Annotated in this window: 21 protein-coding genes and 1 rRNA gene; 5 read left to right on the forward strand and 17 right to left on the reverse strand. The window is 61.1% G+C overall.

The window, feature by feature from the left end; all coding sequences use genetic code 11:
- Positions 1–39 precede the first annotated feature (39 nt).
- Complete coding sequence (locus IT444_11630) at positions 40–1,539, forward strand: hypothetical protein (GenBank protein MCC7193422.1); 1,500 nt, start codon at positions 40–42, stop codon at positions 1,537–1,539.
- Here the strand turns inward: IT444_11630 and IT444_11635 are convergent.
- From IT444_11635 to folK, 4 genes are all read right to left on the reverse strand, one after another.
- Positions 1,536–1,949 carry a hypothetical protein gene (locus IT444_11635; protein MCC7193423.1) on the reverse strand — a complete coding sequence of 138 codons (414 nt, stop codon included), beginning with the start codon at positions 1,947–1,949 and terminating at the stop codon, positions 1,536–1,538. The genes IT444_11630 and IT444_11635 overlap by 4 nt on opposite strands.
- A 23-nt stretch (positions 1,950–1,972) precedes the next feature.
- The gene (gene queD / locus IT444_11640; protein ID MCC7193424.1) at positions 1,973–2,335 is read right to left on the reverse strand and encodes a 6-carboxytetrahydropterin synthase QueD; all 363 of its coding nucleotides are present in this window, start codon (positions 2,333–2,335) and stop codon (positions 1,973–1,975) included.
- Positions 2,336–2,346: 11 nt separating this feature from the next.
- A complete protein-coding gene (locus IT444_11645; protein MCC7193425.1) occupies positions 2,347–3,033 on the reverse strand; it encodes a radical SAM protein in 687 nt (228 codons plus the stop codon).
- Positions 3,034–3,137: 104 nt separating this feature from the next.
- On the reverse strand, positions 3,138–3,653 hold the full coding sequence (gene folK / locus IT444_11650) for a 2-amino-4-hydroxy-6-hydroxymethyldihydropteridine diphosphokinase (protein MCC7193426.1): 516 nt from the start codon (positions 3,651–3,653) through the stop codon (positions 3,138–3,140).
- Between the two features lie 65 nt (positions 3,654–3,718).
- Between folK and IT444_11655 the strand changes: the two genes are divergently transcribed.
- Positions 3,719–6,427 (forward strand): hypothetical protein, encoded by a 2,709-nt coding sequence (locus IT444_11655; protein MCC7193427.1) that lies wholly within the window; start codon positions 3,719–3,721, stop codon positions 6,425–6,427.
- Positions 6,428–6,442: 15 nt separating this feature from the next.
- Here IT444_11655 and IT444_11660 read toward each other — a convergent pair whose 3' ends face one another.
- From IT444_11660 to IT444_11715, 12 genes are all read right to left on the reverse strand, one after another.
- Positions 6,443–7,996 carry a diguanylate cyclase gene (locus IT444_11660; protein ID MCC7193428.1) on the reverse strand — a complete coding sequence of 518 codons (1,554 nt, stop codon included), beginning with the start codon at positions 7,994–7,996 and terminating at the stop codon, positions 6,443–6,445.
- Positions 7,993–8,595, reverse strand: a complete 603-nt coding sequence (locus IT444_11665; protein ID MCC7193429.1) for a hypothetical protein — start codon at positions 8,593–8,595, stop codon at positions 7,993–7,995. The genes IT444_11660 and IT444_11665 overlap by 4 nt, the downstream gene beginning before the upstream one ends.
- Positions 8,596–8,688: 93 nt before the next feature.
- Positions 8,689–11,061, reverse strand: coding sequence for a DUF255 domain-containing protein (locus IT444_11670; protein MCC7193430.1), 2,373 nt, complete (start codon positions 11,059–11,061; stop codon positions 8,689–8,691).
- A gap of 203 nt (positions 11,062–11,264) precedes the next feature.
- Positions 11,265–12,056, reverse strand: coding sequence for a PEP-CTERM sorting domain-containing protein (locus tag IT444_11675; protein MCC7193431.1), 792 nt, complete (start codon positions 12,054–12,056; stop codon positions 11,265–11,267).
- Between the two features lie 389 nt (positions 12,057–12,445).
- A complete protein-coding gene (ilvC, locus tag IT444_11680; GenBank protein ID MCC7193432.1) occupies positions 12,446–13,444 on the reverse strand; it encodes a ketol-acid reductoisomerase in 999 nt (332 codons plus the stop codon).
- Positions 13,445–13,593: 149 nt separating this feature from the next.
- The gene (locus IT444_11685) at positions 13,594–14,412 is read right to left on the reverse strand and encodes a 6-phosphogluconolactonase (protein MCC7193433.1); all 819 of its coding nucleotides are present in this window, start codon (positions 14,410–14,412) and stop codon (positions 13,594–13,596) included.
- A 65-nt stretch (positions 14,413–14,477) separates the two neighbouring features.
- Positions 14,478–16,028 (reverse strand): glucose-6-phosphate dehydrogenase, encoded by a 1,551-nt coding sequence (gene zwf, locus IT444_11690; protein MCC7193434.1) that lies wholly within the window; start codon positions 16,026–16,028, stop codon positions 14,478–14,480.
- Between the two features lie 226 nt (positions 16,029–16,254).
- Positions 16,255–18,114 carry a tRNA uridine-5-carboxymethylaminomethyl(34) synthesis enzyme MnmG gene (mnmG, locus tag IT444_11695; protein MCC7193435.1) on the reverse strand — a complete coding sequence of 620 codons (1,860 nt, stop codon included), beginning with the start codon at positions 18,112–18,114 and terminating at the stop codon, positions 16,255–16,257.
- Positions 18,115–18,210: 96 nt separating this feature from the next.
- Positions 18,211–18,972 carry an exopolysaccharide biosynthesis protein gene (locus tag IT444_11700; GenBank protein MCC7193436.1) on the reverse strand — a complete coding sequence of 254 codons (762 nt, stop codon included), beginning with the start codon at positions 18,970–18,972 and terminating at the stop codon, positions 18,211–18,213.
- 87 nt (positions 18,973–19,059) lie between these two features.
- On the reverse strand, positions 19,060–19,920 hold the full coding sequence (locus IT444_11705) for a carbon-nitrogen hydrolase family protein (protein ID MCC7193437.1): 861 nt from the start codon (positions 19,918–19,920) through the stop codon (positions 19,060–19,062).
- 23 nt (positions 19,921–19,943) lie between these two features.
- Positions 19,944–21,407 (reverse strand): class II fumarate hydratase, encoded by a 1,464-nt coding sequence (locus IT444_11710; protein MCC7193438.1) that lies wholly within the window; start codon positions 21,405–21,407, stop codon positions 19,944–19,946.
- A 65-nt stretch (positions 21,408–21,472) separates the two neighbouring features.
- Positions 21,473–22,567, reverse strand: coding sequence for a tRNA-dihydrouridine synthase (locus tag IT444_11715; protein MCC7193439.1), 1,095 nt, complete (start codon positions 22,565–22,567; stop codon positions 21,473–21,475).
- 125 nt (positions 22,568–22,692) lie between these two features.
- On the opposite strand from IT444_11715, the gene IT444_11720 reads away from it, so the two are divergent.
- Together IT444_11720 and IT444_11725 are read left to right on the forward strand one after the other, a co-directional pair.
- A complete protein-coding gene (locus IT444_11720) occupies positions 22,693–23,130 on the forward strand; it encodes a hypothetical protein (protein ID MCC7193440.1) in 438 nt (145 codons plus the stop codon).
- A 51-nt stretch (positions 23,131–23,181) separates the two neighbouring features.
- Entirely contained in the window at positions 23,182–24,765 is a 1,584-nt protein-coding gene (locus tag IT444_11725; protein ID MCC7193441.1) for a glucose-6-phosphate isomerase, read from the forward strand.
- A gap of 55 nt (positions 24,766–24,820) precedes the next feature.
- Here the strand turns inward: IT444_11725 and IT444_11730 are convergent, their stop codons facing one another.
- The gene (locus IT444_11730) at positions 24,821–25,723 is read right to left on the reverse strand and encodes a sugar phosphate isomerase/epimerase (protein ID MCC7193442.1); all 903 of its coding nucleotides are present in this window, start codon (positions 25,721–25,723) and stop codon (positions 24,821–24,823) included.
- Between the two features lie 709 nt (positions 25,724–26,432).
- On the opposite strand from IT444_11730, the gene IT444_11735 reads away from it, so the two are divergent.
- Positions 26,433–26,958 (forward strand): 16S ribosomal RNA (locus tag IT444_11735); the annotation flags it as partial.

Here is a 26,958-nt window from a genome sequence, read left to right on the forward strand (position 1 = left end):
TCTTTCCGCTCAACTCCGTCGGCTCTGCCGAACCTACCCGTGGCGCGACGAATCTCCCAACCTTACCACTGCCAACCACTGGCCGACCTGGCGCGGCAGCTTCTCTTTGCGCCGCCCGACAAACGCATCGAACAGGTTCGCCGTGCTGAGAAACTGCACGATCAGCTCGATACGTCCGTGGCTTATCCGTTTGAGTTCATCAGCTACCGCATCACCGGATATCGCAGCGAAACCGAGAGCGACTCGCTGCTGGTGGGTGAAGCGATCCTCCCCGACCTGCGTCTGCTCATCGATTCGCTGAGCCGGGCGACGGACATTCCCATCCAGGGAAACGAAGCCTTCGAGGAACCCAAAGAACTGGCGGCTCGCGCACGGGTGAGCGAAAAAACCGTGTCGCGCTGGCGTCAGGCCGGCCTGCGCTGGCGCTGGGTGATCGATCAGAAATCCGGCCAGCGACGGCTGATGATTCCGCGTGAGGCGGCGGATCGGTTCCTCGCCGAAAATCAGGTCAAAGTCGCGCGGGCGGCGCAGTATTCCTACCTCTCCGACGACGACAAAGTCCGGCTGCTGGCTCGCGCCCGGCGGATCGCCGAGGCCGGTGACTTCACGCTCAACCGCGTCGCCACTCATCTGGCCAGACGCAGCGGCCGCGCCATCGAGACCATCCGCGCCCTGCTCGAAAAGCATGATCGGGAAAACCCGCGGAACGCTATTTTCATCAACCGCACCGGTCCGCTGACCACCAAGCAGAAGCGTCTGATCGCACGGGCGCATCGCATGGGCGTGCGCAACCGCCTGATCGCTGCCCGCTTCAAGCGAACCCGCGCGACGATCCACCGCGTGATCCAGGAACGCCGCGCCGCCGCCATCCGACGCATTGAGATCAACTACGTCATGTCGCCGACCTTTTCCCGCGATGATGCGGATCAGGTCATTCTCCACGCGCCCGAACCTCGTGAAGGCAAGCAGAAGTCCGACGCGAAGATGCCGACCGATGACCTGCCCGAATCACTCCGACCGCTTTTCGACGAACCCGAATGGTCCGCTGATCGGCAGCGGCGTTCACTGGTGCGCTACAACTATCTCAAGTTCAAGGCTCATCAACTGCGCCTCGCGCTTGATCGGCATGAGCCGCGCGTCGCTGCGATGGACCAGATCGACGCAGCCCTGACGCAGGCGCGCCTGATCCGTGACGGACTGGTTTTATCGAGTCAGCGTCTGGTGCTGTCGGTGATCCGGCGGCATCTGCTCGGACAGGCTGACCGCTCCACCAATGCTGTCATGGAACTTCTCGAAATGAGTCAGGATGTCCTGCGCACGGCGATCGACGACTTCGACGTGTCACGCAGGCAGACCTTCGACGCCCATGTGACCTGGCATCTCATGCGTCACTTCGCCACGCAGCAAGGCAGCCGCAAAGCGCATCGGCGTGTCGGTGCGGAGGAAGTGCTGCGGAAAATCCGCGCGGGTGATGTTCTCTCGGACCTGCAACCGCTCGAAGCAGCCGCCGAACGCGACGCGAAGGATGATCTGCGCTAAACCCCTACGGGTGAGCCGATCTGCTTGTGGGTCATGACATAGATGTAGCCGATCACCACAGCCGTCAGTCCCAGCGTGATGCCGACGCGCGATTGGAGTATTTGCGCGGTGATCGTCGGGAGCTTTCCCGCGTGTCCGCGATAAATCCAGAGCACGAGCACGCCGGTGCCGATCGCCAGCGGGTCGAGCACCAGAAACGACACCGACACCCAGCGATCCGGCCAGGGCAGCACCCACAGCAGGGCCGCCACCGTCACCGCCAGCACGCCGCCCCACGCGCTGCCCAGCGCCAGCCACGGCGCCCAGCCGAAAAACCGCTCGCCCGCCTGCGGCATGCGCCACATATAGACAATCACACCCAGGACGATCAGCGCGGAAAGAATGAGTTGGACAGCCAGTTGAATCGTCATGTTTGAAGCCGCCGGTGACGCCGCTACTGTCCGCGATACTCCGCCATCGATGTGCAGGTTTCATGCACCCGGACGATCGACAGCAGAGGCAACGTCGGCTTCAATCGGTCGTACACCCACCTGGCGAGCACCTCCGCGGTAGGGTTGGCAAGCCCCTCGATCTCATTGAGCACGTAATGATCGAGCTGCTGCTGAATCGGCGCGATAGCCGCCTTGATCTCGCCGAAGTCCTGGAGATAGCCCTTCTCCGGAGACACTTCGCCCTCGATCACCACGTCGATGTGAAACGAGTGGCCGTGCATCCGTCGGCACTTGTGGCCTTGGGGAAAAGTCGGCAGCCAGTGTGCCGCCTCGAAGTCAAACGTCTTGGATAGTGCAATGCGCATGTCTCTTGAGTTTACACGCCTCTGGTCATCGGATCCCAGATGAGCTTGTGCAACTGCGTCTGCAAGCGAACGGGCAGGCCGTCCGCCAGCACCCATTCCGCCAACTCGCGCAGCGACAGGCCATCGACTCCCGCGATCTCCAGCCCCGGCTTCATCGGCGCAGCCGCACTCATCAGGACGGCATGGACGCGCTCCGATAATTGGTATTTGGCGATGACCTGGCGTGCCCACTGGTAATCCTCGCGCGAGCAGAGGACAAACTTCACCTCGTCACGATGCGTGAGGTGATCGATGTTGGACCAGAGGTTCCGCTGCGCCTCGCCGCTGCCAGGCGTTTTGAGATCCATGATGCGAATCACGCGCGGATCGCAGCGTGAAATGTCGCTGGCACCGCTGGTCTCGATCAGCACGGTAAAGCCCTCGTCGGCCAGTCGTCGCATCAGCTCGTGAACATTCGGCTGGAGGAGCGGCTCACCGCCGGTGATTTCCACCAACCGGCCGTTCCCCGCCATGCGGCGCACTTGCGCCAGCACCTCGTCGATTTCGTATCGCCTGCCTTCGTGAAAGGCATACTCGGTATCGCAATAGTGACAGCGCAGGTGGCAGCCGGTGAGCCGTACAAAGACGCAGGGCAACCCCGCCCAGGTGCTTTCACCCTGGATCGAATGGAAAATCTCGTTAATCAACAAGGTAGCCACAGCGTTGATTTTAGCCGCTGTCCTCGTTTGCGAGCCGGGGCCGTGAATAGCGCGACTCATTTCACGCGGCTCGCTTTACGCCTTCACCCGCTCGCCGCGAAACCTCACTCCGGCGCCTCCACCTTTTCTAATAACTCCCGAACTGTTTTTTTCAGCACCGGATGGACCGCATCAGGCGCGACATCCGCGAGCGGTCGGAGCACGAACCAGCGTTCGTGCATCGCGGGATGAGGGACGCGCAGGTCACCCGTGTCGATCACCCGATCGTCGTAGAGCAGCACATCCATATCCAGCGTGCGCGGCCCCCATTTAATGCGGTGTCCCGGCGGCTGCCGACCTGTCTGACGCTCGATTTCCAGCAGTTTCGTCAACAAATCATGCGGATCCAGCGCGGTCTCCAGCAAGGCGGCAGCATTGAGAAACTCGCCTTGGGGCACATGACTTACGGGTGCGGTTGCGTAAACCCTGCTGAAGGCGAGAAGCTCCGTCCGCGGCAGTCGAGCCAGCCCTTGCCGTGCGATCTCGATGTGCGCAGCACGGTCGCCGACGTTGCTGCCGATACCGATCATCGCGTGGGCCATGCGACGATTGTGGCGGGTGTCGGGGCTGCGAGCAAACATCGCGGTACGAATCTTCGCCTTCTTCCGCTAGAATCTCGACACCACTCGATTCAGGAGATGCTCTCATGCGGATTCCGGCCACCATCGCTTTGGTATTGACGATCGCGTTCACAACGGCCGCTCAGGCGGCTCTGCCCGTTTATCTCTGGTACGAACCGGAATGGTTTGAAGGCGTTTCCGGCAACTTTGGTTACTGGTCGGGATTCGACTCCTCGAAGCCCAAGGGTTCGTGGGGCATCGCCGGGCCGGGCATCGCGGCGGAGTTTTCGCAAGGCGGCGAGAGCGAATGGAACTCGATGGGTGTGCCTGCTGCGGAGACCTCCGCCACCGCGCAGCGCAATATCACCATTCCGCGTGCGGGTAAGTACCGCGTATGGGTTCGCTATTACGACCACCGCGACTTGACCGAGCCGTTCACGATCCGTGTCGAGCAGAGCGGCAAGACGGTTGCCGGTGAGCTGGGCGTCAAGCCGATTGTTCCGCGGAACGACGAGTATCAGCTGTATTGGGGATTTTCGTTCGGCTGGGGATCGGTGGACGGCCAACTCGATGCCGGTCCTGCGACGCTGAAAGTCGTGGTGGACAAGGCTGGACAGGCGTTTCGTCAGGTTGACGCGGTGTTGATTACCGACGATCTCGACTACGTTCCGCAGGTGCGTGAGAAGCCGCCTTTCAATTACTTCAGCGCGTACCGCATTCATCCCGGCGACGGGAAAGCGTGGCGCGGGCAGATGAGCAAGGCGGGCGACTCGTGGAAGCGTCCCGCCCTCGGCGGCCGTGATTTCTCGATGTGGGTCACCGGCGCATCGGACGCCAAGGCTTCGCCGAATCTCGCTCAGCAGAGCCTGCTCGACTACTACTACGACGCGGCGATTCCCAGAGACCTGACCGCACTATTTCCCAAGCAGTTCCCCGACAAGCAGAAGACTCCGCTGGTGAACTGGCCGGGATATTTCCCTGGTCTGTATCTGGGTGTGACTCCCGACCTCTCGCCCGGCTCACCGATCCGCACGTTCCTGGAAAGGACCAAAGCTCCTTTCTACATCATGACCAACTACGCGAATCCTCAATACACGGACCAGACCGGACCGGCGACTTATCAGGCTCTCACCGGGGTGTTCAAGGATCAGTTCCTCGGCTACATCCACGGTGAGGCGACAGGCACGCTGACGGTGTATCCGTCGGGGATTTCACTGCAGGGCAAGACGCGGAAGCAATTCATTGATGCCTTCATCGCCGACCTGAAAAAGCAGCAGGAGGCGGAGTGGAGCAAGTTTTACAAGACGCCGGTTCCGGTGGATCACTGGGACAAGGGCATCGCCTGCATGTCCTGCGACACCATCGCCCTGGCGCACGCGATGCTGGAAAGCGGCCGGCAGATCTGCGCGTATGAGATAGATGGAACCAACGACAACGCCAACCAGCGCGTCGCCTTCATGCGCGGGGCGGCGCGACAGTACGGCAAGAACTGGATCAACTACGCCAGCGGAAACTTTGGCGATTCGTGCAACTATTTCTCGCAGAACCCCGCCGTGCCGCGCGGGGCACCGTCATGGTTTCACTCGCGGTACGCCATCACCGACGGCGTGGACATCGGCTGGTATCGCAAACTTTATTACCTCAACTTCATGGGCGGCGCCTCGGCGATCTACTGGGAGCAGGGCTTGCACAACCAGTGGATCAAGCCGGGACCGGGCGAGCATCCGGTTCAGCTTTCGCCCCTCGGTCGGGCGACAGAGGATTTTCAGGATTTCGTCACGCGAGTCGGTGACCGCGGCGAGCCTTACACGCCGGTGGCAGTGCTGCTCTCCTACGGCCACGGCTATGAGCGCGTGAGCAACACCTGCAAAGCCTTCGATGTTTACACCCAAGGCACCAACGACCTGGAGCTGCGCGAACTCTTCAGCGTGCTCTGGTTCCCCGCACCGATCCGCGCCAGCGCACCGATCACGCCGGAAAAGCAAAGCCTCCAGCCAAGCGTGTTCGGCGACATCTTCGACATCCTCGTCGATCGGCCGAACCGCCTGGATGCGCTCAAGAACTACCCGATCGTCATCGCTGCGGGTGACGCAGACCTGACCGGCGCGACGGGTAAAGCGGTGCTCGACCATGTAAAAAACGGCGCAACGCTGGTGGTCAACGCCTCTACGCTGCGACGTGATGCCAACGGCAAGGTCAAGATGGATGACTACGGCCTGACGCTGCTCGGCAGCCGTGCGACCTTCACCGCCTGGTCCCCCGATGGGAAGGAATCCCTCGAAGCCACTCCCTTTGAAGTGGAAAACGTGGAACTCCACGGCGCCAAGCCGATCATCTGGGCCGACGCCCAGACACCCATCGCGGTGCGTCAAAAGGTCGGAAAGGGCGCGATCATCGTCACGCTCGTGCCGCACATGATCGGCATGGACGAGCGGGCCCATCCCGCGCTGCCCTACCTGATGCGCACCCTCACCAGCGGGCTGATGCCTGTCGAGGTGCTGACGCCCGACGGCGATCCCTCCGATGGCCGCGTCATGTTCAGCATCAACCGCACCAAGAGCGGCTACCTCGTCTCGCTTTACAACAACGAGGGCATCGACAAGACGCAGAACGGCATCGCCCGTGTGGACCGCACAAAGGTGGCGAACGTCCTCATCCGCACACGCGAAGATGTCAAGACGGCGAAGGAACATACTCAGCCGGACGACCTGACATTGGAGAAGGACGGCGACGCACGACTGCTGCGTTTGAGTATCCCGGCGGGTGAAATCGCGGTGATTTCCCTGACGAAATGACCTCGAACGACCGCTTCAGCCGGGCAGATATTTGCAGGTCTGCTCTGCGCCGGGGCCGAACTTGATCGCGTTTTTCCCGTCGCGCTTGGACTCCATCGCGCGGGAATCCGCAAGCTCGTGAAGCTCCTGCGTGGTTCTGCCGTCCCACGGATACCCCGCCAGCCCGCCGGAGATGGTCAGCGTGCCCGGCGCCTGATGGAGCAGCTTGGGGAAGCGGTGCTCGCAGATCGCGCGCTGGAACCGCTGCGCCGCGCTGAGCACGCTCTGGGGGTGCTGGCTATTGGGCTGGCGCGGTCCTTCGGCATCCCAGAAGATGACCGCGAACTCATCACCGCCGATCCGTGCGACCACATCGTGCGTCCGCACGACTGATTGCATGAGCTTCGCCGTCTCACGGAGGATGTCATCGCCGGCGGCGTGACCGTAGCGGTCGTTGTAGGTTTTGAAATCGTCGATGTCGAAAACCAGCAGCGTCACACGGAAGCGTTCCTTGACCGCTCTGGTCATCACCTGCTCGAAGAACCGGTTGAAGTACCGCCGATTCCACACGCCGGTCAGTTCGTCCTTGTAGGCGATGTCGGACAGGTCGGTGAGCTTGCGCTCCAGTGCTATCCAGTAACTCAGCCACGACGCCCAAGGCACCAGCTCGTCGCGCGAGGTCGGCGGAGCAGCGTGCAGGATGCCGAGCTTGATATTTCGATATTCGACCGGCACGGCGACGTGACCGGCGGGCGGAGTCTCCTGCGCTGTCATCAGGCCGACCTGCGCCAGGCCGCTCTGAGCGGTGAGCAGACGCAGGATCAACGGGCGGAACTGCCGCGGATCGGCGAGCAACTGCTGAAGCAGATCGACATCACCCAATTCGTGTCCCGGCGTGGGTACGGCTGTCGATCGCAGGGACGCGGCTGACGGCGGCGCGGGCGGCGGAACGGCGGAAGGCGTCACCAGACCCGCTGTCGCCTCCGGACTGGCGAAGGCAAACTCCGTCACGCCCCACTCATCGTTGACGGCTGAGACCGTCGCGGTTGAGCCGGCCCCGGTTCGCGGCGGAGCAGCGGGCGACACCGGCGCAGCAGGCGCGGCATCCGCCCGTTGTCCGGCGGTCTCCTGCTCCGGCTCGCGCGTGCGAACGGTCAGCGAGTCGCCGATGGCTTCCATCAACTCATCGGGGTTGATCGGTTCGATCACGTAGTCGTCAAAGCCCGCTTCAACCGCGCGGGTCGCCAGCGGTTCCTCATCGGGTCGGACCACCAGCAGCAGCCGGGTACGCGGGGCGAGACGGCGCAGAGCTGCGGTCGTCACCAGCAGGCTTTCATCCAGCTCGCGCGCCCGGCCGATGAGCACGCGCGGCGTCTCCCAGCCGAGCTTGCCCAGAGCCATGAGGTAGTCCTCGACCCGTTCGACGGCGATGGGCAGCTCCGCCTCGTTGAAGATGTCGCGGACGGTGCGCTCGAGCGATTCCTCGCCGACCACCAGTGCCGCCGGTCGAGGCCGCATCATCGTGTTGATCGGATCGAGATCGCGCGGCGAAGCGGCGGACGACGCATTGGCTGCCGGATGTGTGCTCATCGTTCCGCCTCCGCATCACGGTCGTTGAAGATACGCGGCATCGGCGAATCGGGCAGCGGTTCAAGCAGCATCGCCAGTTCGTCAGGAGTAATCAGCGGCTCCTCTTCGGGCGGCTTGATGAGCAGCAGACCTGAGCCGTTCCCGCGTGTGGTCGCGGTGGGCGTCGTTCGGCGCGGGGCGGCGGGAGGCAGGGTCGCTGTCGGTGCCGGTGCCGTGGGAGGCAGGATGCTCTCGACAGCGGATTTGGTTTTGACGTTGGCGCGATCGATGGGTCGCAGAGCCGGTGCGCCGACCGCGTTGGGATCAAAGCACCAGCACTTGGCGCGGGGGTAATAGCGACGGATCGCCGCCATCAGTTCGGGTAAACGGCGAACGGTATGAGGCTCGCTGACGACGATGACTCGTGCGCCGCGTGCCATCTCGACCATCGCGCTGGGCGGATCGTTGACGACACGGACAGACGCGCCGCGTTTTTCCAGTCCGTCGAGGAGGACATCGGGGGTTCGGTTCAACCGACCAACCAGCACGACACAGCGGGTCTGATCGCGCCGCCCCGCCGCTGCGGTCGTGTTGTCGAACTCCTCTCCCATCGCAATCATTCTATCCTGTGAAGATGCAGGCCCCAACCGGACTATTTCAGGGAATTTCCGCGATTTTTACCGCTCCGCCCCGCCGCGACCGGCGCGTTTCGACTATTCGATCTTCAAGGGCACCTCGACCGTGCGCGGTTCCAGACAGCTCATTTCCGTGCAAACCTGATAGCTCAGGACCAGAGCCGGCTTCCGTCCGCTCAGCGAAGCGGCTGCCTCCCTGCGCGTCAGCGTGGCGATGATCCGCACATCTCCGGCGTAAACAATCACATCGCGGTCCGCGAAGGGATAACGCCGAGTTACGCCCTGGGGATAGTCCACCGTCAGCTCCACGCCGGGGGCGTCACGCAGCTCCAGCTTCGTGGGGATCAGGTCGTCCTGTCCGGGGACGTTGGCGTTGAGGTGATAATCCGGGCCGATCCGCAGCGTGAGCGTCACCCGGCCCGTCGCACCGACACGCCCCAGTGCGACGCGCTCGCCCTCCACCTCCAGCGATACGACGCGCCGCTTATTCGATTCCTGCGTCGGCTGCATCACCGCTGCGCTGAATTTAGTCGGAGCCAGCGTCATCACGCGGAGCAACGCCTGCTGCATGCGCGCCATGCCCTGCCCGTTGCGCCGCATCGCGTCAGCGAAAGATTCGAGATCGACGATCGCCCGGTCGAGCAGCTCGCTTTGTCGCGTCTGCTCATAAAGATCGATCAGGTTGTGAATCATCTGGCTGTTACCGCTGGGGATCGCGCCGTCGTAGGTCGAGCGTGTCCGCACGAAAAGATCAGCCTGCCCCGCCAGCGTGTCGAAATATCCCCCCGTCGCAGCAGCGAACCGTCTGGTCGCCTGCTCCACGAGTGACCGCGCCGTCTCGATCCACCGCGCCTCGCCGCTGGCGCGGTGCAGCTCGATCAGTCCGTGAATGAAAAACGCATAGTCATCCAGAAAAGCCGGGATTCTTGCACTGCCCTTGCGCATGGAGCGCAGCAGGCCGCCTTCCCCATCGCGCATCCGGTCGAGGATCGCCTGCGCTGCGCGGGCTGCCGCCTGCGTGTATTTCGCCTCACCCAGTTCGTTTCCTGCCCGCGCCAGGGCAGCGATCATCATGCCGTTCCACGAGACGAGCACCTTGTCATCCGTGCCCGGCTGCTTGCGTCGATCACGTGTCGTCAGCAACAGGTTGTCAATTCGTCGCTTGGACTCCAGCAAGTCCGCCAGCGAGATGCCCTGCTCAGCCGCCAGCTCGTTGAGCCGCACGGGCAGGTGGAGCACGTTCCCCGCCGGCTGCTCCGGGTGATGCGGGTCCTGGAAGTTTGTCCCCTGGTCGAGGCCGTACATCCGCGCTGCCAGCTTTGCGAGTTTTTCATCGCCGATCACCTTGGTGAACTCCGCCAGCCGCCAGAGGTAGTTGCCGCCTTCGAGCGCATCGACCTCCGCATCCTGCGCCGACCAGAACGCGCCGGTGGCATCGGTCATTTCGCGCAGGATGTAATCGCACGTCTGCCGGATGATCCGCGGATAGAGCGTCGGCTCTGCCTCGTCGGGCTTGATCGACTGTGCGGTCAGATAGACCTCGACGAGTTGGCCGTTGTCGTAGAGCATTTTTTCGAAGTGAGGCACGAGCCACTTGGCATCGGTCGAGTAGCGGTGGAATCCGCCGCCGATCTGGTCATACAGCCCGCCGCGCGCCATGCGGTCGAGCGTGTTGGCCAGCACGTTCCACAAATCGATATTGGATCTGTTTCGATAGACCTCCAGCAGAAAGAGCAGGTTGCTGGGTGTGGGGAATTTGGGCGCGTCACCAAAGCCGCCGTTCTGGTCGTCATAAGTTCGCAGCAGCCGGTTGGCGGCCGTCGAAATCAGGTCGATGTCCAGCGTGCCCGCCGGATCGAGCCGGCCCAGATGCTCCGAAACCGTCGCGGCGATCTGCTCGGCCTGCTGGATCACCTCAGGGCGGCGATCACTCCACGCCTCGTCCAACGCCTCGATGATCTGAGGAAATCCCGGACGGCCGTGCATCGGCTCCGGCGGAAAATATGTGCCCGCATAGAACGGCTTAAGCCCGTGATCCGCCTCGCCTCCCGCGCCAGGCGGAGTCAGAAACACACTCATCGGCCAGCCGCCGTGACCCGTCATCACCTGCACCGCCAGCATGTAAATGTCGTCCACATCAGGCCGCTCCTCACGATCAACCTTGATGTTGATGAACTTCTCGTTCATCAGCGAGCCGATGGCGATGTTCTCGAATACCTGCCTCTCCATGACGTGACACCAGTAGCACGTCGAGTAACCGATCGAGAGAAAGATGGGTTTCTGCTGTCGGCGCGCCAACGCAAACGCATCCGGCCCCCACGGATGCCACTCCACGGGATTATGCGCGTGCTGGAGCAGGTACGGACTGGTTTCCCGCGCCAGTGCATTGGTAAACCGCGGTGAGCCGTCGGGATTGATCAGCTCGGATTTCTGATGATTGGCGTGGGCCATTGATATTCCTGCACTTCAAAAAAGCAGCGTCATCCGCCGAGTCTCGGATCGTAGCAGTACGCCGGATCAGAGACAAAAGCCGTGCGACGACTGCTGCCGCCCGTACCTGCCGAGTGCGGCATCCTTCACGGAAAACAAAAGAAAAACCCGGTGCGCGAATACACCGGGCGTAGGAGGAGGATTTCTGTGTTACAGACGACGGCTCAGGCGACGCGGTGACGCTTGAAAATCAACACGCTGCCCAGGCAGAGCAATACCAGGCTCGCCGGCTCAGGAACACTCAAGGCCACGTTGCTGATCTCGATCTTGTGATCCACGAATGCGGCACTTCCGCCGTCAACGATGTACACGGCATAGACCAGATCGCTGGCATCAATGCCGTCATGCGGCAGGTGGCCGGCGCCCAGCACACTGCTCCAGGGGTAGTAGTCAGAAAAGTTGAGTCCGTTCTGGGTCGCATTCGAGTGATACCACCCGCCGCCCGTATCAATGATGCTGCCGGGGCCGATGAGGGACATGGTGTGGAGCGAGGCTTCCGGCGTCGATCCGAGACCCGAATACATCGCGTCGCTGGAATAAATCGCATCGCCACCCAGATCCGCCGGGTTGAGAGAATCAATCCAGACGGGAGGATTGGCGGTGTGATTGCTGTCGTTATCCGCATCAATGACGAGAATCGGATTGGCGATGTAATTTCCGTAGGGGAAACCGCCGTCGAGCACCCGGATGGTGTAGGTCAGCCCCGTGATGTCACCCAGAGGCTGAGGCGTGCTGAGGTTGTAGCGTGCCCAGGCAAAGCCGGACCCCGTCTCGTTGTAGAGTTCAACATTACCGCTGCCGTTCGTGATCGCGTAGGAAGAATTACCCGCCGCCACGCCTGAGGTGCCGAGGCTGTCAAACGTCAGCGGGACATCAATGTCCGCCTGTACGACCGACGCCAGACCAGCAACCATTGCAATACCGACCGCTGCTTTGACAAAACCTGAAAGTGACATGCTTTCTCCTCCCTCTTGATCCCGTCTGCGATGTGATGAGGTGAAACCAAATCCGATTCTTTGGTTTTCACCTGTACGACCTGAGTTTTTGATTTTGCAAAACGTGTGCCAGCACTTCAGAAATGGAAAACCGCTTTATATCTGGCTCTTAAGTCGCGTATTTCCACGAGTTATCGATTGAGGTGCGTGCCGACTCAAATCACAGTCAGTCGGTCATACGTCAAAACTCATTCACAGCTAAAAATGTAATAAGTCTTGACGAAAACTAATCTAGTAACAAAGAGTGTTGGTTTGATACCGTCGTTTTATTTTGAAACGCGCTCAAGACGCTCCCCAATAAAAAAGGGCCTCACAGGGAGGCCCTTTCATAAGCAGCTCAGGTTTTCGGTTCACATCTCCACCGGCTTGAGCCAGGGCATCATTCGCCGGAGTTTCTTGCCCGTGACTTCGACGGGGTGATCGTGGTCCTTGGCACGCTGGGCCTTGAACCACGGGAAGCCCTTGGCATAGTCATCGCGGAAGGTCTTGGCGAACTTGCCTTCCTGGATCTCCTTGAGGATCTGCTTCATCACCTGTCGCGTTTCGGGGGTGATGATCTTCGGGCCGGTGTGGTAATCGCCGAACTCCGCGGTGTTGCTGATGGAGTAGCGCATGTAGTTGAGGCCGCCGCGCTCGATGAGGTTGATGATGAGTTTCAACTCGTGCGCGACCTCGAAGTAGGCCATTTCCGGAGGATAGCCCGCCTCGATGAGTGTTTCAAAGCCGGCCTTGATGAGAGCGGAGAGTCCGCCGCAGAGCACTGCCTGTTCGCCGAAGAGGTCGGTTTCGCATTCATCTTTGAAGGAGCAGACGAGGATGCCTGAGCGCCCGCCGCCGACGCCGATCGCCCACGCCAGCGCGATATCGCGTGCTTTACCGGTGGCGTTCTGATGGACCGAGAGCAGGCAGGGCACGCCGCCGCCGCGCTCAAACTCGCTGCGCACCGTGTGACCGGGGCCTTTGGGGGCAACCATGATGACATCCACATCCTGCGGCGGGATGATGGTCTTGAAGTGGACGTTGAAGCCGTGCGTCCATCCCAGCGCCATGCCGGGGCGGAGGTTGGGCTTGACCGACTTTTCATAAACCTCCGGCTGAACCTCGTCGGGCAGCGTGAAGATGACGAGGTCCGCCTGCTTGACCGCATCCTCAACGCTCAGGGGCTTGAAGCCGTGCTCGATCGCCAGCTTACCGTTGGCGGAGTCGGGCTTGTTGGCGACGATGACTTTGACGCCGGAGTCGCGGAGGTTCTGGGCATGGGCGTGCCCCTGGCTGCCGTATCCAAGCACAGCCACCGTCTTGCCGCGCAGCGCATTGAGCGAACCGTCTTTCTCGTAGAGTGTTTCGATGCCAGCCATAATGGACTCCTGGGAAAATTGGCCGGATGAACCATCCGGCGCGAAGCCCAATAAGTTAGGGCAATCCGCCGCGACAGGCAAAGCCGTCACCCGATGAGGGGGCGAAAAGCACGCCGCAAGCGACTGCGATCCATCGTGGTTTACGCGCCCGCAGCAGCTTGATCCATGAACCACGTCAACACGTTGTGCCCCGTCGGTTGAATGCCCGTTATGGGCATCGTCATCGCATCCGGGCCGGCACTTTGAAGCTGTCGCTCCACACGTCGCAACGTCTCCGCCTTTTTCGCACCGGTCACCAGCACCGCAACTCGCCGTGATGCGTTCAACAACGGATACGTCATCGTCACACGCGGCGGCGGGGTCACGCTCGGACCATCATTGACCGCGATCCATCTGCGGCTCTCACTCACCGCACGGGAACCGGGGAACAAGCTGGCGGTGTGCGCATCATCTCCCATTCCCAGCAGAACAAAATCCAACTGCGGCACCGACGGATCATGCCCCGCATCCCCCGGTGCTGCCGCGGACGGGCTGGACTTTCCGGGAGTTACGGGGGTTACGGGGGATGGAAGGTCAAACGCCTCCGCGAGCTGCGCTTCGTATAGCGTGGCCGGGTCTTCTTCCATCACCGGCATCGGATGCACCTGTCGTCTGCTGATCGTCACGTGATCGACCAGCGCTTCACGAATCATTCTGAAGTTGGACCGGGGATCGTTCTCCGGCACCCGGCGCTCATCAACCATCCAGATATGAGTCTTGTCCCAGGGGATAGCACGAAACCGGGGATCGGTCACGAGTCGAATGTAGAACGGCTCAGGGGTCGTCCCGCCGGAGAGCGCAACGTGAAAGACGCCGCGTTGATAGATCGCCAGACCTGCCGCACCCATGAAAACCTTGGCCAGATCATCGTAGAGCTGGTCGAGCGACTGGCCGACATGGATCGAGCCGGAAAGTTTCATAGGTAATGCTGATTGCGGTTGCGGACGACTTCGCGGGAACATTCACGCAGCACGGAGCAGTCCCTTTACGGATTATGCCAGTGTCTGCCCTCACGCGCCAGCATGATGTCGCTGGCGGATGGTCCCCAGGTGCCCGCAGCGTAATTGGGCAGATCGTCCTGCGGATTATCCGTCCAGCAGTCCACCACCGGCTGGACGATCCGCCAGGCTTCTTCGATCTCGTCGCGGTGTTTGAAAAGCGTCTGGTCGCCGCGCATCGCGTCGAGCAGCAGAGTCGCGTAGGCTTCGGGCGGTTCGACCTTGAATTGCTGCACGTAATCAAAATCCATCACGACAGACTTGATATTCATCCCGCCCGTGCCGTTGGAGATTCCCGGCACTTTCCCCTCGAAGCGCAGACGAATGCCCTCATCGGGCTGGACATTGATCACGATCTGGTTTGGTGAAAGCGCGCCGCCTCTGCGCGCCTGCTCGCGGAACAGGCCGTGCGGAGTCGGCTTGAAATAGACCACGATCTCCGTGAGTTTCCGGGCCATCCGTTTCCCGGAACGGAGATAAAACGGGATGCCGCCCCAGCGCCAGGTGTCCACCTCGACCTGCAGGGCTGCGTAGGTGTCGGTCTGGCTGTCGGGTTTAACACCTGATTCTTCGCGGTAGCTCGGCACCGCTTTGCCGCCGATCTGTCCCCGTCCGTACTGCCCGCGCACGGCAATCTGCGCGATCTCGTCAGGCCGAGGCGAGCGGATCGCACTGAGCACCTTGGTTTTTTCCCGCCGGATGTCATCCGCACGCATCGTCACGGGCGGCTCCATCGCCACCACCGCCATCACCTGAAGGAGATGGCTCTGAATCATGTCGCGCATCGCCCCGCCGCTGGGTGAATCGTAATACCCGCCCCGACCTTCGACGCCCACCGTCTCAGCCGCGGTGATCTGAATGTGGTCGATGTAATTGCGATTCCAGATCGGCTCGAAAATCGTGTTGGCAAAGCGGAAGACCAGCAGGTTCTGCACGGTCTCCTTACCCAGATAGTGATCGATGCGGTAGATCGCTTCTTCCTCAAAGACCCGACCCAGCGTGCGGTTAAGCTCCGCGGCGGATTCGACATCCTGACCGAAGGGCTTTTCAACGATGATGCGCTGCCAGGAGCGATTGCTCCGGTCCAGACTGCACCAGGCCTTGCCCTCGGTGACCATTTCATTCATGCCGATCAGCGTGATGATCGGCGCGTAAAGCTGCGGCGCGACGGAAAGGTAAAAAAGCACGTTGCTGCCGCACTTGTGCTCGCTGCTCAGGGCCGCCATCCGCTGCTTGATGCCTTCGTATTCCTCCATCTTCGTCGAGTCGGCGGCGTGATAATGCAGACGCCCGGCGAACTCGCGCCAGCTCGCCTCGTTGAGATCGGGGTCGTGCTCCTTCGCGGCTGTCAACAGATGGTTGCGGAACTGCTCATCGCTCATCTTCGTCCGGCTGATGCCCATGACCGCGACGTTTTCACCAAGCTGCTTCGTCTCATAAAGATGAAACAGCGAGGGCACGAGTTTGCGCTCGGTCAGGTCGCCCGAAGCACCAAAGATGACGATCAGACAGGGTGAAGGTTTGGCGGTGGAGTTCATGGGGAGCGTCAGTTCGTAGAGTCAGGTTCAGAAAGCAAGGTTCATGTCAGGCGTGTTGTCATTCTCACGAGCGGTCGGATGATTGGAAAGGTTCGAGCGACAGCCAATGATCAACCGTAGCGTGATTATTGGCAAACCGGCAAATCGGCATGCACAATTTGTAGCCGACGACGGGATGTTCAAGCGGCTCGGCGCCGCGTCCTTTTCCCTTTTCGTGTCCACAGCGTCAGCGTCCCATCGACACCGCCAGCAGCATGATGTCCGCCGGCGTGACGCCCGCCAGCCGTGACGCCTGACCGAGCGTCGCGGGCTGGAACCGTTGCAGAGTCTGCTGCGCCTCGCGGCGCAGGCCGGTGACGCGCTGGTAGTCGTAGCCCGTGGGTAGCCGCGTGCTCTCCTGCGCAGCCAGCTTCGCCACTTCACGATGCTGACGCTGGAGATAGCCGGCGTATTGGATGTCCGCCAGCACCCGTGCCAGCAAACGCTTGTCGGCAGAGGCGGCACCAACCTCACTCAGCGCCGACGCCAGTGCCTCGACATCCACCTCAGGGCGGCGCGCCCACTCGGCGAGCTTCTGCCCGTCACGGGTCGCCCGGTTCATCACCTCACGCAGCCGCGTCAACGCTGCGCGACGATCCTGATAAAGATTCCAGCTCGCATCATCGACCAGTCCCCACTGACGGCCAAGCTCGGTGAGCCGTTCGTCTGCGTTATCCGCACGCAGGGAGAGCCGCCACTCCGCACGGCTGGTGAACATGCGGTAAGGTTCGCGCGGCGTCTTGGTCACCAGGTCATCGAGCATCACGCCGATGTACGCCTGATCGCGCCGAAGCATGACCAGCGATTGTCCTCGCGTCAGCCGCACTGCGTTGAGTCCGGCAATGAGGCCCTGCCCGGCTGCCTCCTCGTAGCCGCTCGTGCCGTTGATCTGTCCCGCCAGAAAAAGCCCTTCGACTCGCTTGGTCATGCACGTTGCGTCGATCTGATGCGGCCAGACCATGTCGTACTCCACCGCGTAGCCGTGACGGAGAATCTTCGCGTCGGCGCAGCCGGGCATGTTGCGCACGACGAACTCCTGCACATCCGCGGGCAGACTCGTGCTGATGCCGTTGCAGTAAATTTCGTTAGTATCGAGCGATTCAGGTTCGAGGTAAACGTGGTGGCTGGGACGGTCAGCGAAGCGGACGACCTTATCCTCGATACTCGGGCAGTAGCGCGGGCCGCTGGTTTCGATCTGGCCGTTGTACATCGGCGCACGGTGGAGATTGGCGCGGATCAACTCATGAATCGCTTCGTTCGTGTGCGTGATGTGGCAGGGTCGCTGTTCGAGCACAGGGAAGCGTCGCCCGGACGGAACAGCCGCACCGCTGAGTGTCAGATCGCTGAACGGTACAGGCTGGCGATCTCCCGGCTGCAACTCCAGCGCGGAAAAGTCGATCGTCTCGGCGGCCAGTCGCGGCGGTGTGCCCGTCTTGAGTCGCCCAAGCTCAAATCCCAGCTCGCGCAGTGCCCCGCTGATGCCGACCGCTGCCTCCTCATTGACCCGCCCCCCCTGCGTCTTTCGCTCACCCGTGTGCATCAGGCCGCGCATGAACGTGCCCGTGGTCAACACCACCGCCTTCGCCGCGAGGTATAGCGTGTCGCCATCCGCATTTTGTGTGCGTGCTTTCACCCAGACGCCGGCCACTTTCCCCCGCTCAACGACGATGCGTTCCACTTCGCCGGCGATCACGTCGATCTCTCGCCGCGACGCGAGCAGTTCCTGCACCTGTGCGGCGTAGCGGTGCTTGTCACACTGGGCACGCGGTCCCCAGACGGCCGGACCTTTGCTGGCGTTGAGCATGCGAAACTGAATGCCCGTCGCATCCGTCGCCAGGGCCATCATTCCACCCAGAGCGTCGATCTCGCGGACCATCTGCCCCTTGGCCAGGCCGCCGATCGCCGGATTGCACGACATCGTGCCGGTGCGCCGCGGGTCCATCGTCACCAGCGCGACGCGCGCACCGAGATTTGCTCCGGCCCACGCGGCTTCCGCGCCAGCGTGTCCGCCGCCGATCACGATGATGTCAAACGGTTCCTGCTTCATCGTTGCATGAATCTGAAATCGCACGGTTCACCGTCTTGCAACGGTACCGCGTCGAATTGCAAAAGGGGACAATGATATCGCGATTCGCCGCCGTTCTCATCCTCGACGGCCGATCATTCCCATCCATGCGGCGGGTGCCGTGGCGGGCGGCATCTGGCGGAAAAAGTGATCCCACAACGCCGACAACCCGTCGGCACCCAGCAGCAGCAGCATGGCGAATATCCCCACGACGATGAGCACCGTGACGTAACCGCAGAATGAAAACAGGCCGTCACGTTCCATCAGGCCGGCCGCCACCAGGATGATGGGAACCGCTGCGATCAGATTCGTACCCGGAATGGGCAGCGGGAGAAACAGCAGCATTGCCGCCACCACGATCGCCCAGCCGTGCAGGACGCGCACGCCGGGGACGAAAAAGATTCCCCAGCGCGGCCTGACGATCTTTTCCATCGGTCGCGCGATCCGTAACGCCCCGCGCAACAGCCGCTGAAGCAGGCTTTGCTTGACCTCTCGCCGCAGAATGAACTCCGGCAGCCAGGGACGCAGACCAAACCCGATGCGGATTCCGATGATCGCAATCGCCAGGGCAAACGGCATCGACAAACCCGGCAGCGGGATCGGTAGCGCAAACGGTGCCGCCAGCAAAATCACCAGCACCGCGAAACCGCGACCCTTCAGCTCGCGCTCCAGACAGCCGATCGTCATCGCTCGCGTCCGGGAAAGCTCGATGAGCTGCTGAAGGTCCTCAGTAAACGTGTTTTGATGGGACTCGAAAATTGTCTCCGATCCCGACGCAGCAGCATCGGTCGAGGCGGGCGGTGTGGCGCGTGGTGTCGGGGCGATTGGGCCGGGTCGCACAAATTCCGCCTTGTCAGTTGGGAATGTCGTCCCTGAATCTTATGCGCATCATGCTGCGCGAGTTCACCCGTCGATCAGACCCGCAATCTACCGCCCCACCGCCATCGGTCCTGCGTGCGAATACTCCGTCGGCTTGACCGCATCACCGAAAAGCATTTCGCCGCAGCCATCTCGATCAAACCGGAACATCGCCTGCGTCGCACGGTCAATGTCGATCTCCGACACCAGCAACTCCTCGCGCTTCAGCTCCGTCTGCGCGTGAATCCGGCCGTCAGGCGCCACGATCATCGAGCGGCAATTCTGATGTTCGAGATAACAGCAATTACACGAGGCAAACCAGATCGTATTCTCCGCGGCGCGGGTCGTGATCATGGCGTGATGCACGGGTATCTTCCAGTCGGCGGGACGTGTCGTATTGTTCTGCGGATGAAAAACGAGCTGCGCGCCAAGCTCGACGCAGGCACGGGTCGTCGCCGCAAAACGGAATCCCTCAAAACAGATCACGACGCCCACTTTCACCCCGCACAAATCAAACACCGCAAATCCTTCGCCGGGCGAGTAGGCGACCGCATCGAGAGGCGTGAGGCGCGTCTTGTGATGCACACCCAGGATGCGGCCCTGCTCCGAAATCACCAGCGCGGAGTTGTACGGCTTACCGTGTCGCGGATCGCTCTCCAGCGGCGTCTCGGTGCCCAGTATGCACGCCATGCCAAGCTCGCCGCAGCGCCGGGCGACCTTCTCATGGAGTTCCTTCAACGCCTCGACCGGCACCGGCGCATCGGTCGGTGTCACATCCACCCGATAGCCCACCGTCTGCGTCTCCGGAAAGCAGACGATCTGCACGCCCGCTCGGCCGGCATCCTCCAGAAATCGCGTAATCGTCGCTGCGTTTTCCGCGAAATCAGCCGTCTGCTTCGTCTGCGCCAGTGCGATCCTGATCGCTTTCATGGTTGTCTCCAAAATCCGATATTTCACGGCTTGTCGAGAGGTTTTTCCGTCGTCTGGCCGGTCATTTTCCGCGCATCCAGCAGTTCGTCGAGTTGCGCATCATCGAGCAGTTTGTACTCGCGGACCAGTTGGCGGATCGTCTTGCCGCTTTCGTGAGCCTCCTTGGCCAGCCGGGCGGCGGTGTCGTAGCCAAGCACCGTCGCCAGCGGCGTAACCATCATCAGCGAACGCTCCACCAGTTCCGCACAGCGTGTCCGGTTGACCTCCAGCCCGGTGAGCAGCTTGTCCGCCATGACCCGACACGCACCGGTGAGCAGACGGATCGACTCGATCATCGCATCGGCCATCACAGGCATGGCGACATTCAGCTCCAGCAGCGAGCCGACCCCGCCCAGCCCGCCCGTGGTGATGACCGCATCATTACCGATCACCCGACAGCAAACCTGGATGACGCTTTCGCAGATGACGGGATTGACCTTGCCCGGCATGATCGACGATCCGGGCTGGATCGCCGGCAGAATAAGCTCGCCCAGCCCGCCGCGCGGCCCGGAGCCGAGCAGACGGATATCGTTGGCGATTCTCGTGAGCGAGACGGCGAAAGTCTTGAGCTGACCATGAGCCGCGACCATGCGGTCCTTGACGCTCTGAGCAGCAAAGGGATTCGCAGCCGTGGCCAACCGATCATGCAAGCTCTTGATGCCGTAAATCCGCTCAAGTTCTTTCGTGACCAGCGCGCCGAACCGGGGGTGCGTGTTGACTCCGGTGCCGACCGCCGTACCGCCGATCGCCAGCCCGGTGCGCAGGCCGCCTGCCGCAGCCTCGATCAGCTCGATCGCCGATCCGACTTGCGCGCCGTACCCGCTGAAAACCTGTCCCATTCGGATCGGGGTGGCGTCCATCAAATGCGTGCGGCCGATCTTGATGACGTCATCCCATCGCTGCGCCTGCTCATTGAGGATTTCCCGACATCGCGCCGCAGCGGGGATCAACTCCCGGAGCATCAGCTCAGACGACGCCAGATACATCGCCGTCGGAAACGTGTCATTGCTCGACTGGCCCATGTTGACGTGATCGTTGGGATGGATGCGCAGCGATGAAGATGGCGGCGCATCACCCGACCCGGCTTGATTGATCCTCATCGCGCGGTGGGCGATCACCTCGTTGACGTTCATGTTGGTCGATGTACCGCTGCCGGTCTGGTACACATCGACGGGGAAGTGCTCATCCAGTCTGCCGTCGGCGACCTCACCGGCTGCGGCGATGATCGCGTCGGCAATCGGCGCGGGCAGCTTGCCCAGTTCACGATTCACGCAGGCGCACGCCGCCTTGAGCCGACCGTAAGCGTGAATGATCTCCACGGGTACACGCCGACCGCTGACGGGAAAGTTCAACACCGCCCGTTGCGTGCTCGCGCCCCACAACGCCCAGTCAGGCACTTCCATCGTGCCCATCGAGTCGCGTTCGATCCGTGTTTTCGCCTCGCTCATGGGTGGTCCTCATCCTGAAAACTCCGACCACTGATCGCAACCGGCCGCACACAGCCGCCGCTGGGTCAGCTTCCACCCGCTGTCATTTCGCAGTCAACGGTTTGACCTTGACCGTCGCGGTCGCCATCGGCCGCCGCATCGCTGAGCACGCCCACTCCGTCACCCGCATAGAAAGTGTCGATCACCGCCCGCCATTCCGCGACATTTCTGACGGCGATAAAAGCCTTGGAGACTTGCGGCCCCTGCGGATGGTGTCTGGAAAACTTGATGCCGAACTTCCTCATCATCATGCTCGCGCTGCGTTCGCCGTGGAGATTCATGGACAGGTCGAAGTGCTCCAGCAGCACAGCCCGCTGCTGCGCGATCGTCGGCGGGATCACGGTGTCGCTCTCTATCCCGGCGGCACTTTCCGCCATCAGAGTGCGGGCCTGCGTGAAGATCCACGGGTTGCCGATGCAGCCGCGAGCCACACTCACCGCACTGACGCCCGTCTGACGGATCATGCGGAAGATGTCGGCGGCGTTCCAGATGTCGCCGGAGCCAAACATCCGCACACCGCAGCCGGCGTAACGCTTCGTCAGGTCAGCCAGAAACTCCCACCGGGACGGACCCAGATATTTCTGTTCGACCGTCCGGCCATGCACGGTCGCCGCCGCGTAGCCGGTACGGATTACCGCCTCGAAGATGCGATGAAAGTTCGCCTCAGCCTCGGCGCTGTCATCCGTGCCGCGACGCAATTTCACCGTGCAGGGAATCTTCGGATCAACCGCCTGACGCACGGCATCCAGTATCGCACCTGCCTCATCCGGCTCCTGGAGCAGATGACCGCCCCGAGCCTTGCGACGAATCTTCTTCACCGGACAGGCGAGATTGACATCGATCACGTCATAGCCCAGCTTCACCAGCACCTGCGCCCCCTGGGCGATCTCACGCGGATGCGACCCCATCAACTGACCGGCGATCGGATGGTCCTCGTCGTCAAGCTCAGCGGCAGCCAGTCCCTTGCCTCCGTTAATCAAAAACATGTCGAGCATCGCTTCGGTGACGGCATACGGCGCGCCGTGGCGCCGCGCGATCAGCCGCATCGCCGCATCCGAATAGCCCGCCAGCCCAGCTTGAAAAAACGGGGCGTCAAGCGTGAGGTTGCCGATCTGAACCATGCCGGGCATTATAGGTAGCGGGTGTCACGACTTCGGTGAACGCGCCGACTAGTCACCTGAAATGCCTTGTCGCGGACGGATTTTCGACAGCCGCTTCGCGGTACCGGATTCACTTAGGGGATCGTATGAAAACCGTGTTGCATGTGATGCTGGCGGTGTTGGTCATGAACCTCGCCGCCTGCTCGGTCGGCGGGCCGAATAAAAAAGTACGCGTCGAGCTGGCGGCCATGCGCTACCCGGAAACCGCGCCGCGCGGCAGCGATCTGGACATCCTCACACGCGGGAAAAAATCGGGGTATCTCAGACTCACCAACCGCACCCCCGTCAATTATCAGAACGTGGACCTCTGGCTTAATCAGCAATACGTCGCGCACATGAAGGAAATCAAGATCGCCAGCGGAGGACGATCCATGTCCGTGCCGCTCTCGCAGTTCATCAATCGACACGGCGAGTCGTTCCCCGTCGGCGGATTCCTTACGCCGGACAAGGGTTTCCCCGTCGTTCAGGCGGAACTCTTTGACCCGGCGACCGGACAGCGACACCGGTTGCTCGTGCGCCGCTGATCGCTCGACTGCGGTCACGTTCATCCCCATCTACACAACAGCGAGGCAGTCATGGATGCATTAGCGCTCTGGCGCCGTTACAAGGACACCCTCTGCACCTGCGAGTCGCTGGGAATCCAGCTCGACATCTCGCGGATCGATTTCCCCGACGACTTTTTCCGCAGCATGGAGCCGCGGATGCAGGAGGCCTATGCCGCGATGGCGCGGCTCGAAGCAGGCGAGATCGCCAACCCCGATGAAAACCGCATGGTCGGCCACTACTGGCTGCGCGCCCCGCACCTTGCGCCAGGAGAGGAGATCACTCACGAAATCGAACAGACCGTGCAGGCGGTGCGACAGTTTGCCCAGCAGGTACACAGCGGGGAAATCAAACCGCCTCAGGCTGCGAAGTTCACCGAGCTTCTGGTCATCGGGATCGGCGGCAGCGCGCTGGGGCCTCAACTCGTGGCTGACGCGCTCGGCTCACGCCGTGACAAGCTCAATGTCTTTTTCATGGACAACACCGACCCCGATGGCTTCGACCGCGTACTCGAATCACTCGGTGCGCGCGTCAAGAGCACACTGACGCTGGTCATCTCCAAGTCCGGCGGGACGAAAGAGACCCGTAACGGCATGGTCGAGGCAGAGCTGTTCTTTGCCAAAAAAGGACTCGACTTCACCAGGCAGGCGGTGGCAATCACCGGCGCGGGCAGTCAGCTCGACAAGCATGCGCTGGACAAAGGATGGCTGCGACGGTTTCCGATGTGGGACTGGGTCGGCGGGCGGACGAGCGTGATTTCGGCTGTGGGTCTGCTTCCCGCGGCCCTTCAGGGAGTGGACATCACCGGCCTGCTCGAAGGCGCAGCCGAGATGGATAAATTGACCCGCAAGGCGGACACCCGCACCAACCCCGCAGCGCGACTCGCGCTGATGTGGCATCACACCACGGACGGACGCGGACTCAAGGATATGGTCGTCCTGCCTTATAAGGATCGGCTGCTGCTGTTTTCGCGGTATCTGCAACAACTCGTCATGGAGTCGCTGGGTAAGGAAAAAGACCTCGCGGGTAACGTCGTCAATCAGGGCATCGCGGTCTATGGAAACAAAGGTTCCACCGATCAACACGCCTATGTACAGCAGCTCCGCGACGGCATCAATAATTTCTTCGTGACGTTCATCACGGTGCTTCAGGACCGCGCAGCCATCCCCGGACGCGAAGCGATCGAAGTCGAGCCGGGCGTGACCAGCGGTGACTATCTCAATGGTTTCTGGCAAGGCACACGAACCGCTCTCTATGAAAAAGGTCGCGGCTCGGTGACGATCACCGTGGAACGAATGGACGCGCGTACCCTGGGTGCGCTGATCGCGCTCTATGAACGCGCGGTTGGGTTTTACGCATCGCTGGTGAACATCAACGCATACCACCAGCCCGGTGTCGAGGCGGGTAAGAAGGCGGCGACCGAAGTGCTGGAATTACAAGCCAGAGTGCTGGCTTTCCTTGCGACGCAAGCGGAGGCTGCGACCGCGGAGCAAATCGCCGACCGCATGGGACTGCCCCAGCGGGTCGAGACCGTCCATCACATTCTCGAACATCTGGCCGCCAACAAACGCGGCGTGTCGCGCAGCCGCGGCAAGTTCCGCTGGAAGCCCCGATGACCATTCACACGGGGCGCAGCTGCTTGCGGCGGTGCCGCTCGATCTCGATCAGACGTTAAAGAGAAGGCATCGGCACAAACAGCCCGCCACGGCAGGTTTTGAGATAGTTCAGGCCGTGAACCTGGCCGGTCATTTCAAGCTCACCCTGATAGACCGGATCATGCCAGCCTTCGATGTCGATGGCCCCTTTGAATTTCGCCAGCCGCAGGATGGAAATGACGTCCGTCCAGTTCGTATCGCCGAAGCCTGGCGTGCGGTGATAGACGTAGTCCACCCCGCCGCGGATACCTTTGGTGCGGATGACATCCCACATGACGGTGGCGTCTTTGCCGTGAACATGAAAAACCTTGTGTGCCCACTGTCGCAACTGCGGGAGCGGATCGATGAGTGAAACCATCTGGTGACAAGGCTCCCATTCGAGGCCGATGTTTTCTTCGGGGACTTCGTTGAACATGGCTTCCCATGCGGTAGGCGAGTGGGCGATGTTCCACGCTGCGGTGTGCCACCAACCGCCCATGTCGCAGTTTTCGAAAGCGAGTCGGACGCCGCGGTCTTTGGCGCGTTTGGCGAGCGGACGGAAAACTTTTCCGAAGGCTTTGTATGACTCGTTGACTGGTTTGCCGCTGACGCAGCCGGCAAATCCCGCCACGATGTCACAACCAAAATCGCGTGCAGCGTCGATGCAGCGTGCCCAGTCTTTTGCGGTTTGTTTGTCTTCGAGGGGATTGCCGAAGATTCCAAGAGAGCTGATGACCGGGGCAGCGTCGTTGGGCGAGGGAGTATCGCGGAGGACACGACAAACCGCTTTCGCGTGTGACTTGAGATCGAGGCCCGCATCGACGTGACGCCAGAAGGAAAGACTGAACGACTCGAAGCCATGTGGAATAATCTGCGGAAGGTAGGCGACCGCTTTACCAGCGGGTGCGATGGTGCCGATGCGAATGTCGAGTTGTGACATAGAAACTCCGTGAACAAATGTTGGATATTGAATGAGGAATGACGTTGGGACAGGGAATCATCGCGTGCAGGGCAGTAATTGCAACCTCGCGGAAAGTGAGGCCTCGGCGGGTGATGAGGTATAAGGCTTATGATCGCAGAAGGTTATGCAGAGGAGGCGATTGAGGATGTGGAGAGGGTGGATACAAAGAGGTGATGCAAGGGTCGAGAAATCTGGCGGCTTTGCGTGTGCACGAATTGACTTTGCGAGAAGTGCTGCTTTAATGGTGTTCACTGGATTGCCTGTGGATTTGAGGGTGGTTTATCCACAAACGACAAAGCGGGCTTGACAGAACGTGAAATCTGAATATGCTGTCCGGCCCTGAACTTTTAGGGTTTGGGTGACTCGTCGTAAGGCACGACCTGACACGATGTGGGTTGCTGCTGGACAAGACGACAGAATTGATCTTTGACAAGTGAACAGTTGGGTACGCCGCGAGGATGTGATCGCGTCGATTTTGCCATTCACGGCAGAGTCGGCGTCAGAAAAAACTCATCCACCGCTTTGCCTCGGTGGGTGGGCTCACTTCCTTGTGAACCTGAATCAATGTCAGTGAGGAAAATGAGCTAATGACCGGTTTGAGGCCGTCACGCTTGCGTGATGGCGACGAATCGTCAGGCAAACTTTCCATTTGATGTCGAAACCTGAGCAATCAGGTGACTACAACTATCAATTGAAGAGTTTGATCCTGGCTCAGATTGAACGCTGGCGGCATGGCTAAAACATGCAAGTCGAACGCGAAAGGGGGCAACCCCAAGTAGAGTGGCGTAAGGGCGAGTAATGCATTTCTAACGTACCTCAGACTCGAGGATAGCTCACCGAAAGGTGAATTAATACTCGATGATGTTCACGGGTTGTATGACCTGTGTACCAAAGGCTTGCTGGTCTGAGAGCGGGGAATGTCCTATCAGGTAGTTGGTGAGGTAACGGCTCACCAAGCCTATGACGGGTAGCGGGTGTGAGAGCACGACCCGCCGCATCGGAACTGAGACACTGTCCGGACTCCTACGGGAGGCTGCAGTAACGAATATTCCACAATGCGCGAAAGCGTGATGGAGCGATGCCGCGTGCAGGATGAAGCCCCTCGGGGTGTAAACTGCTGTCAGGGTTTAACAAAAAAATGAGTAGACCCAGAGGAAGAGACGGCTAACTCTGTGCCAGCAGCCGCGGTAATACAGAGGTCTCGAGCGTTAATC

This window comes from Phycisphaeraceae bacterium (assembly GCA_020851465.1).
In the GTDB taxonomy this organism is placed as follows: domain Bacteria; phylum Planctomycetota; class Phycisphaerae; order Phycisphaerales; family Phycisphaeraceae; genus JADZCR01.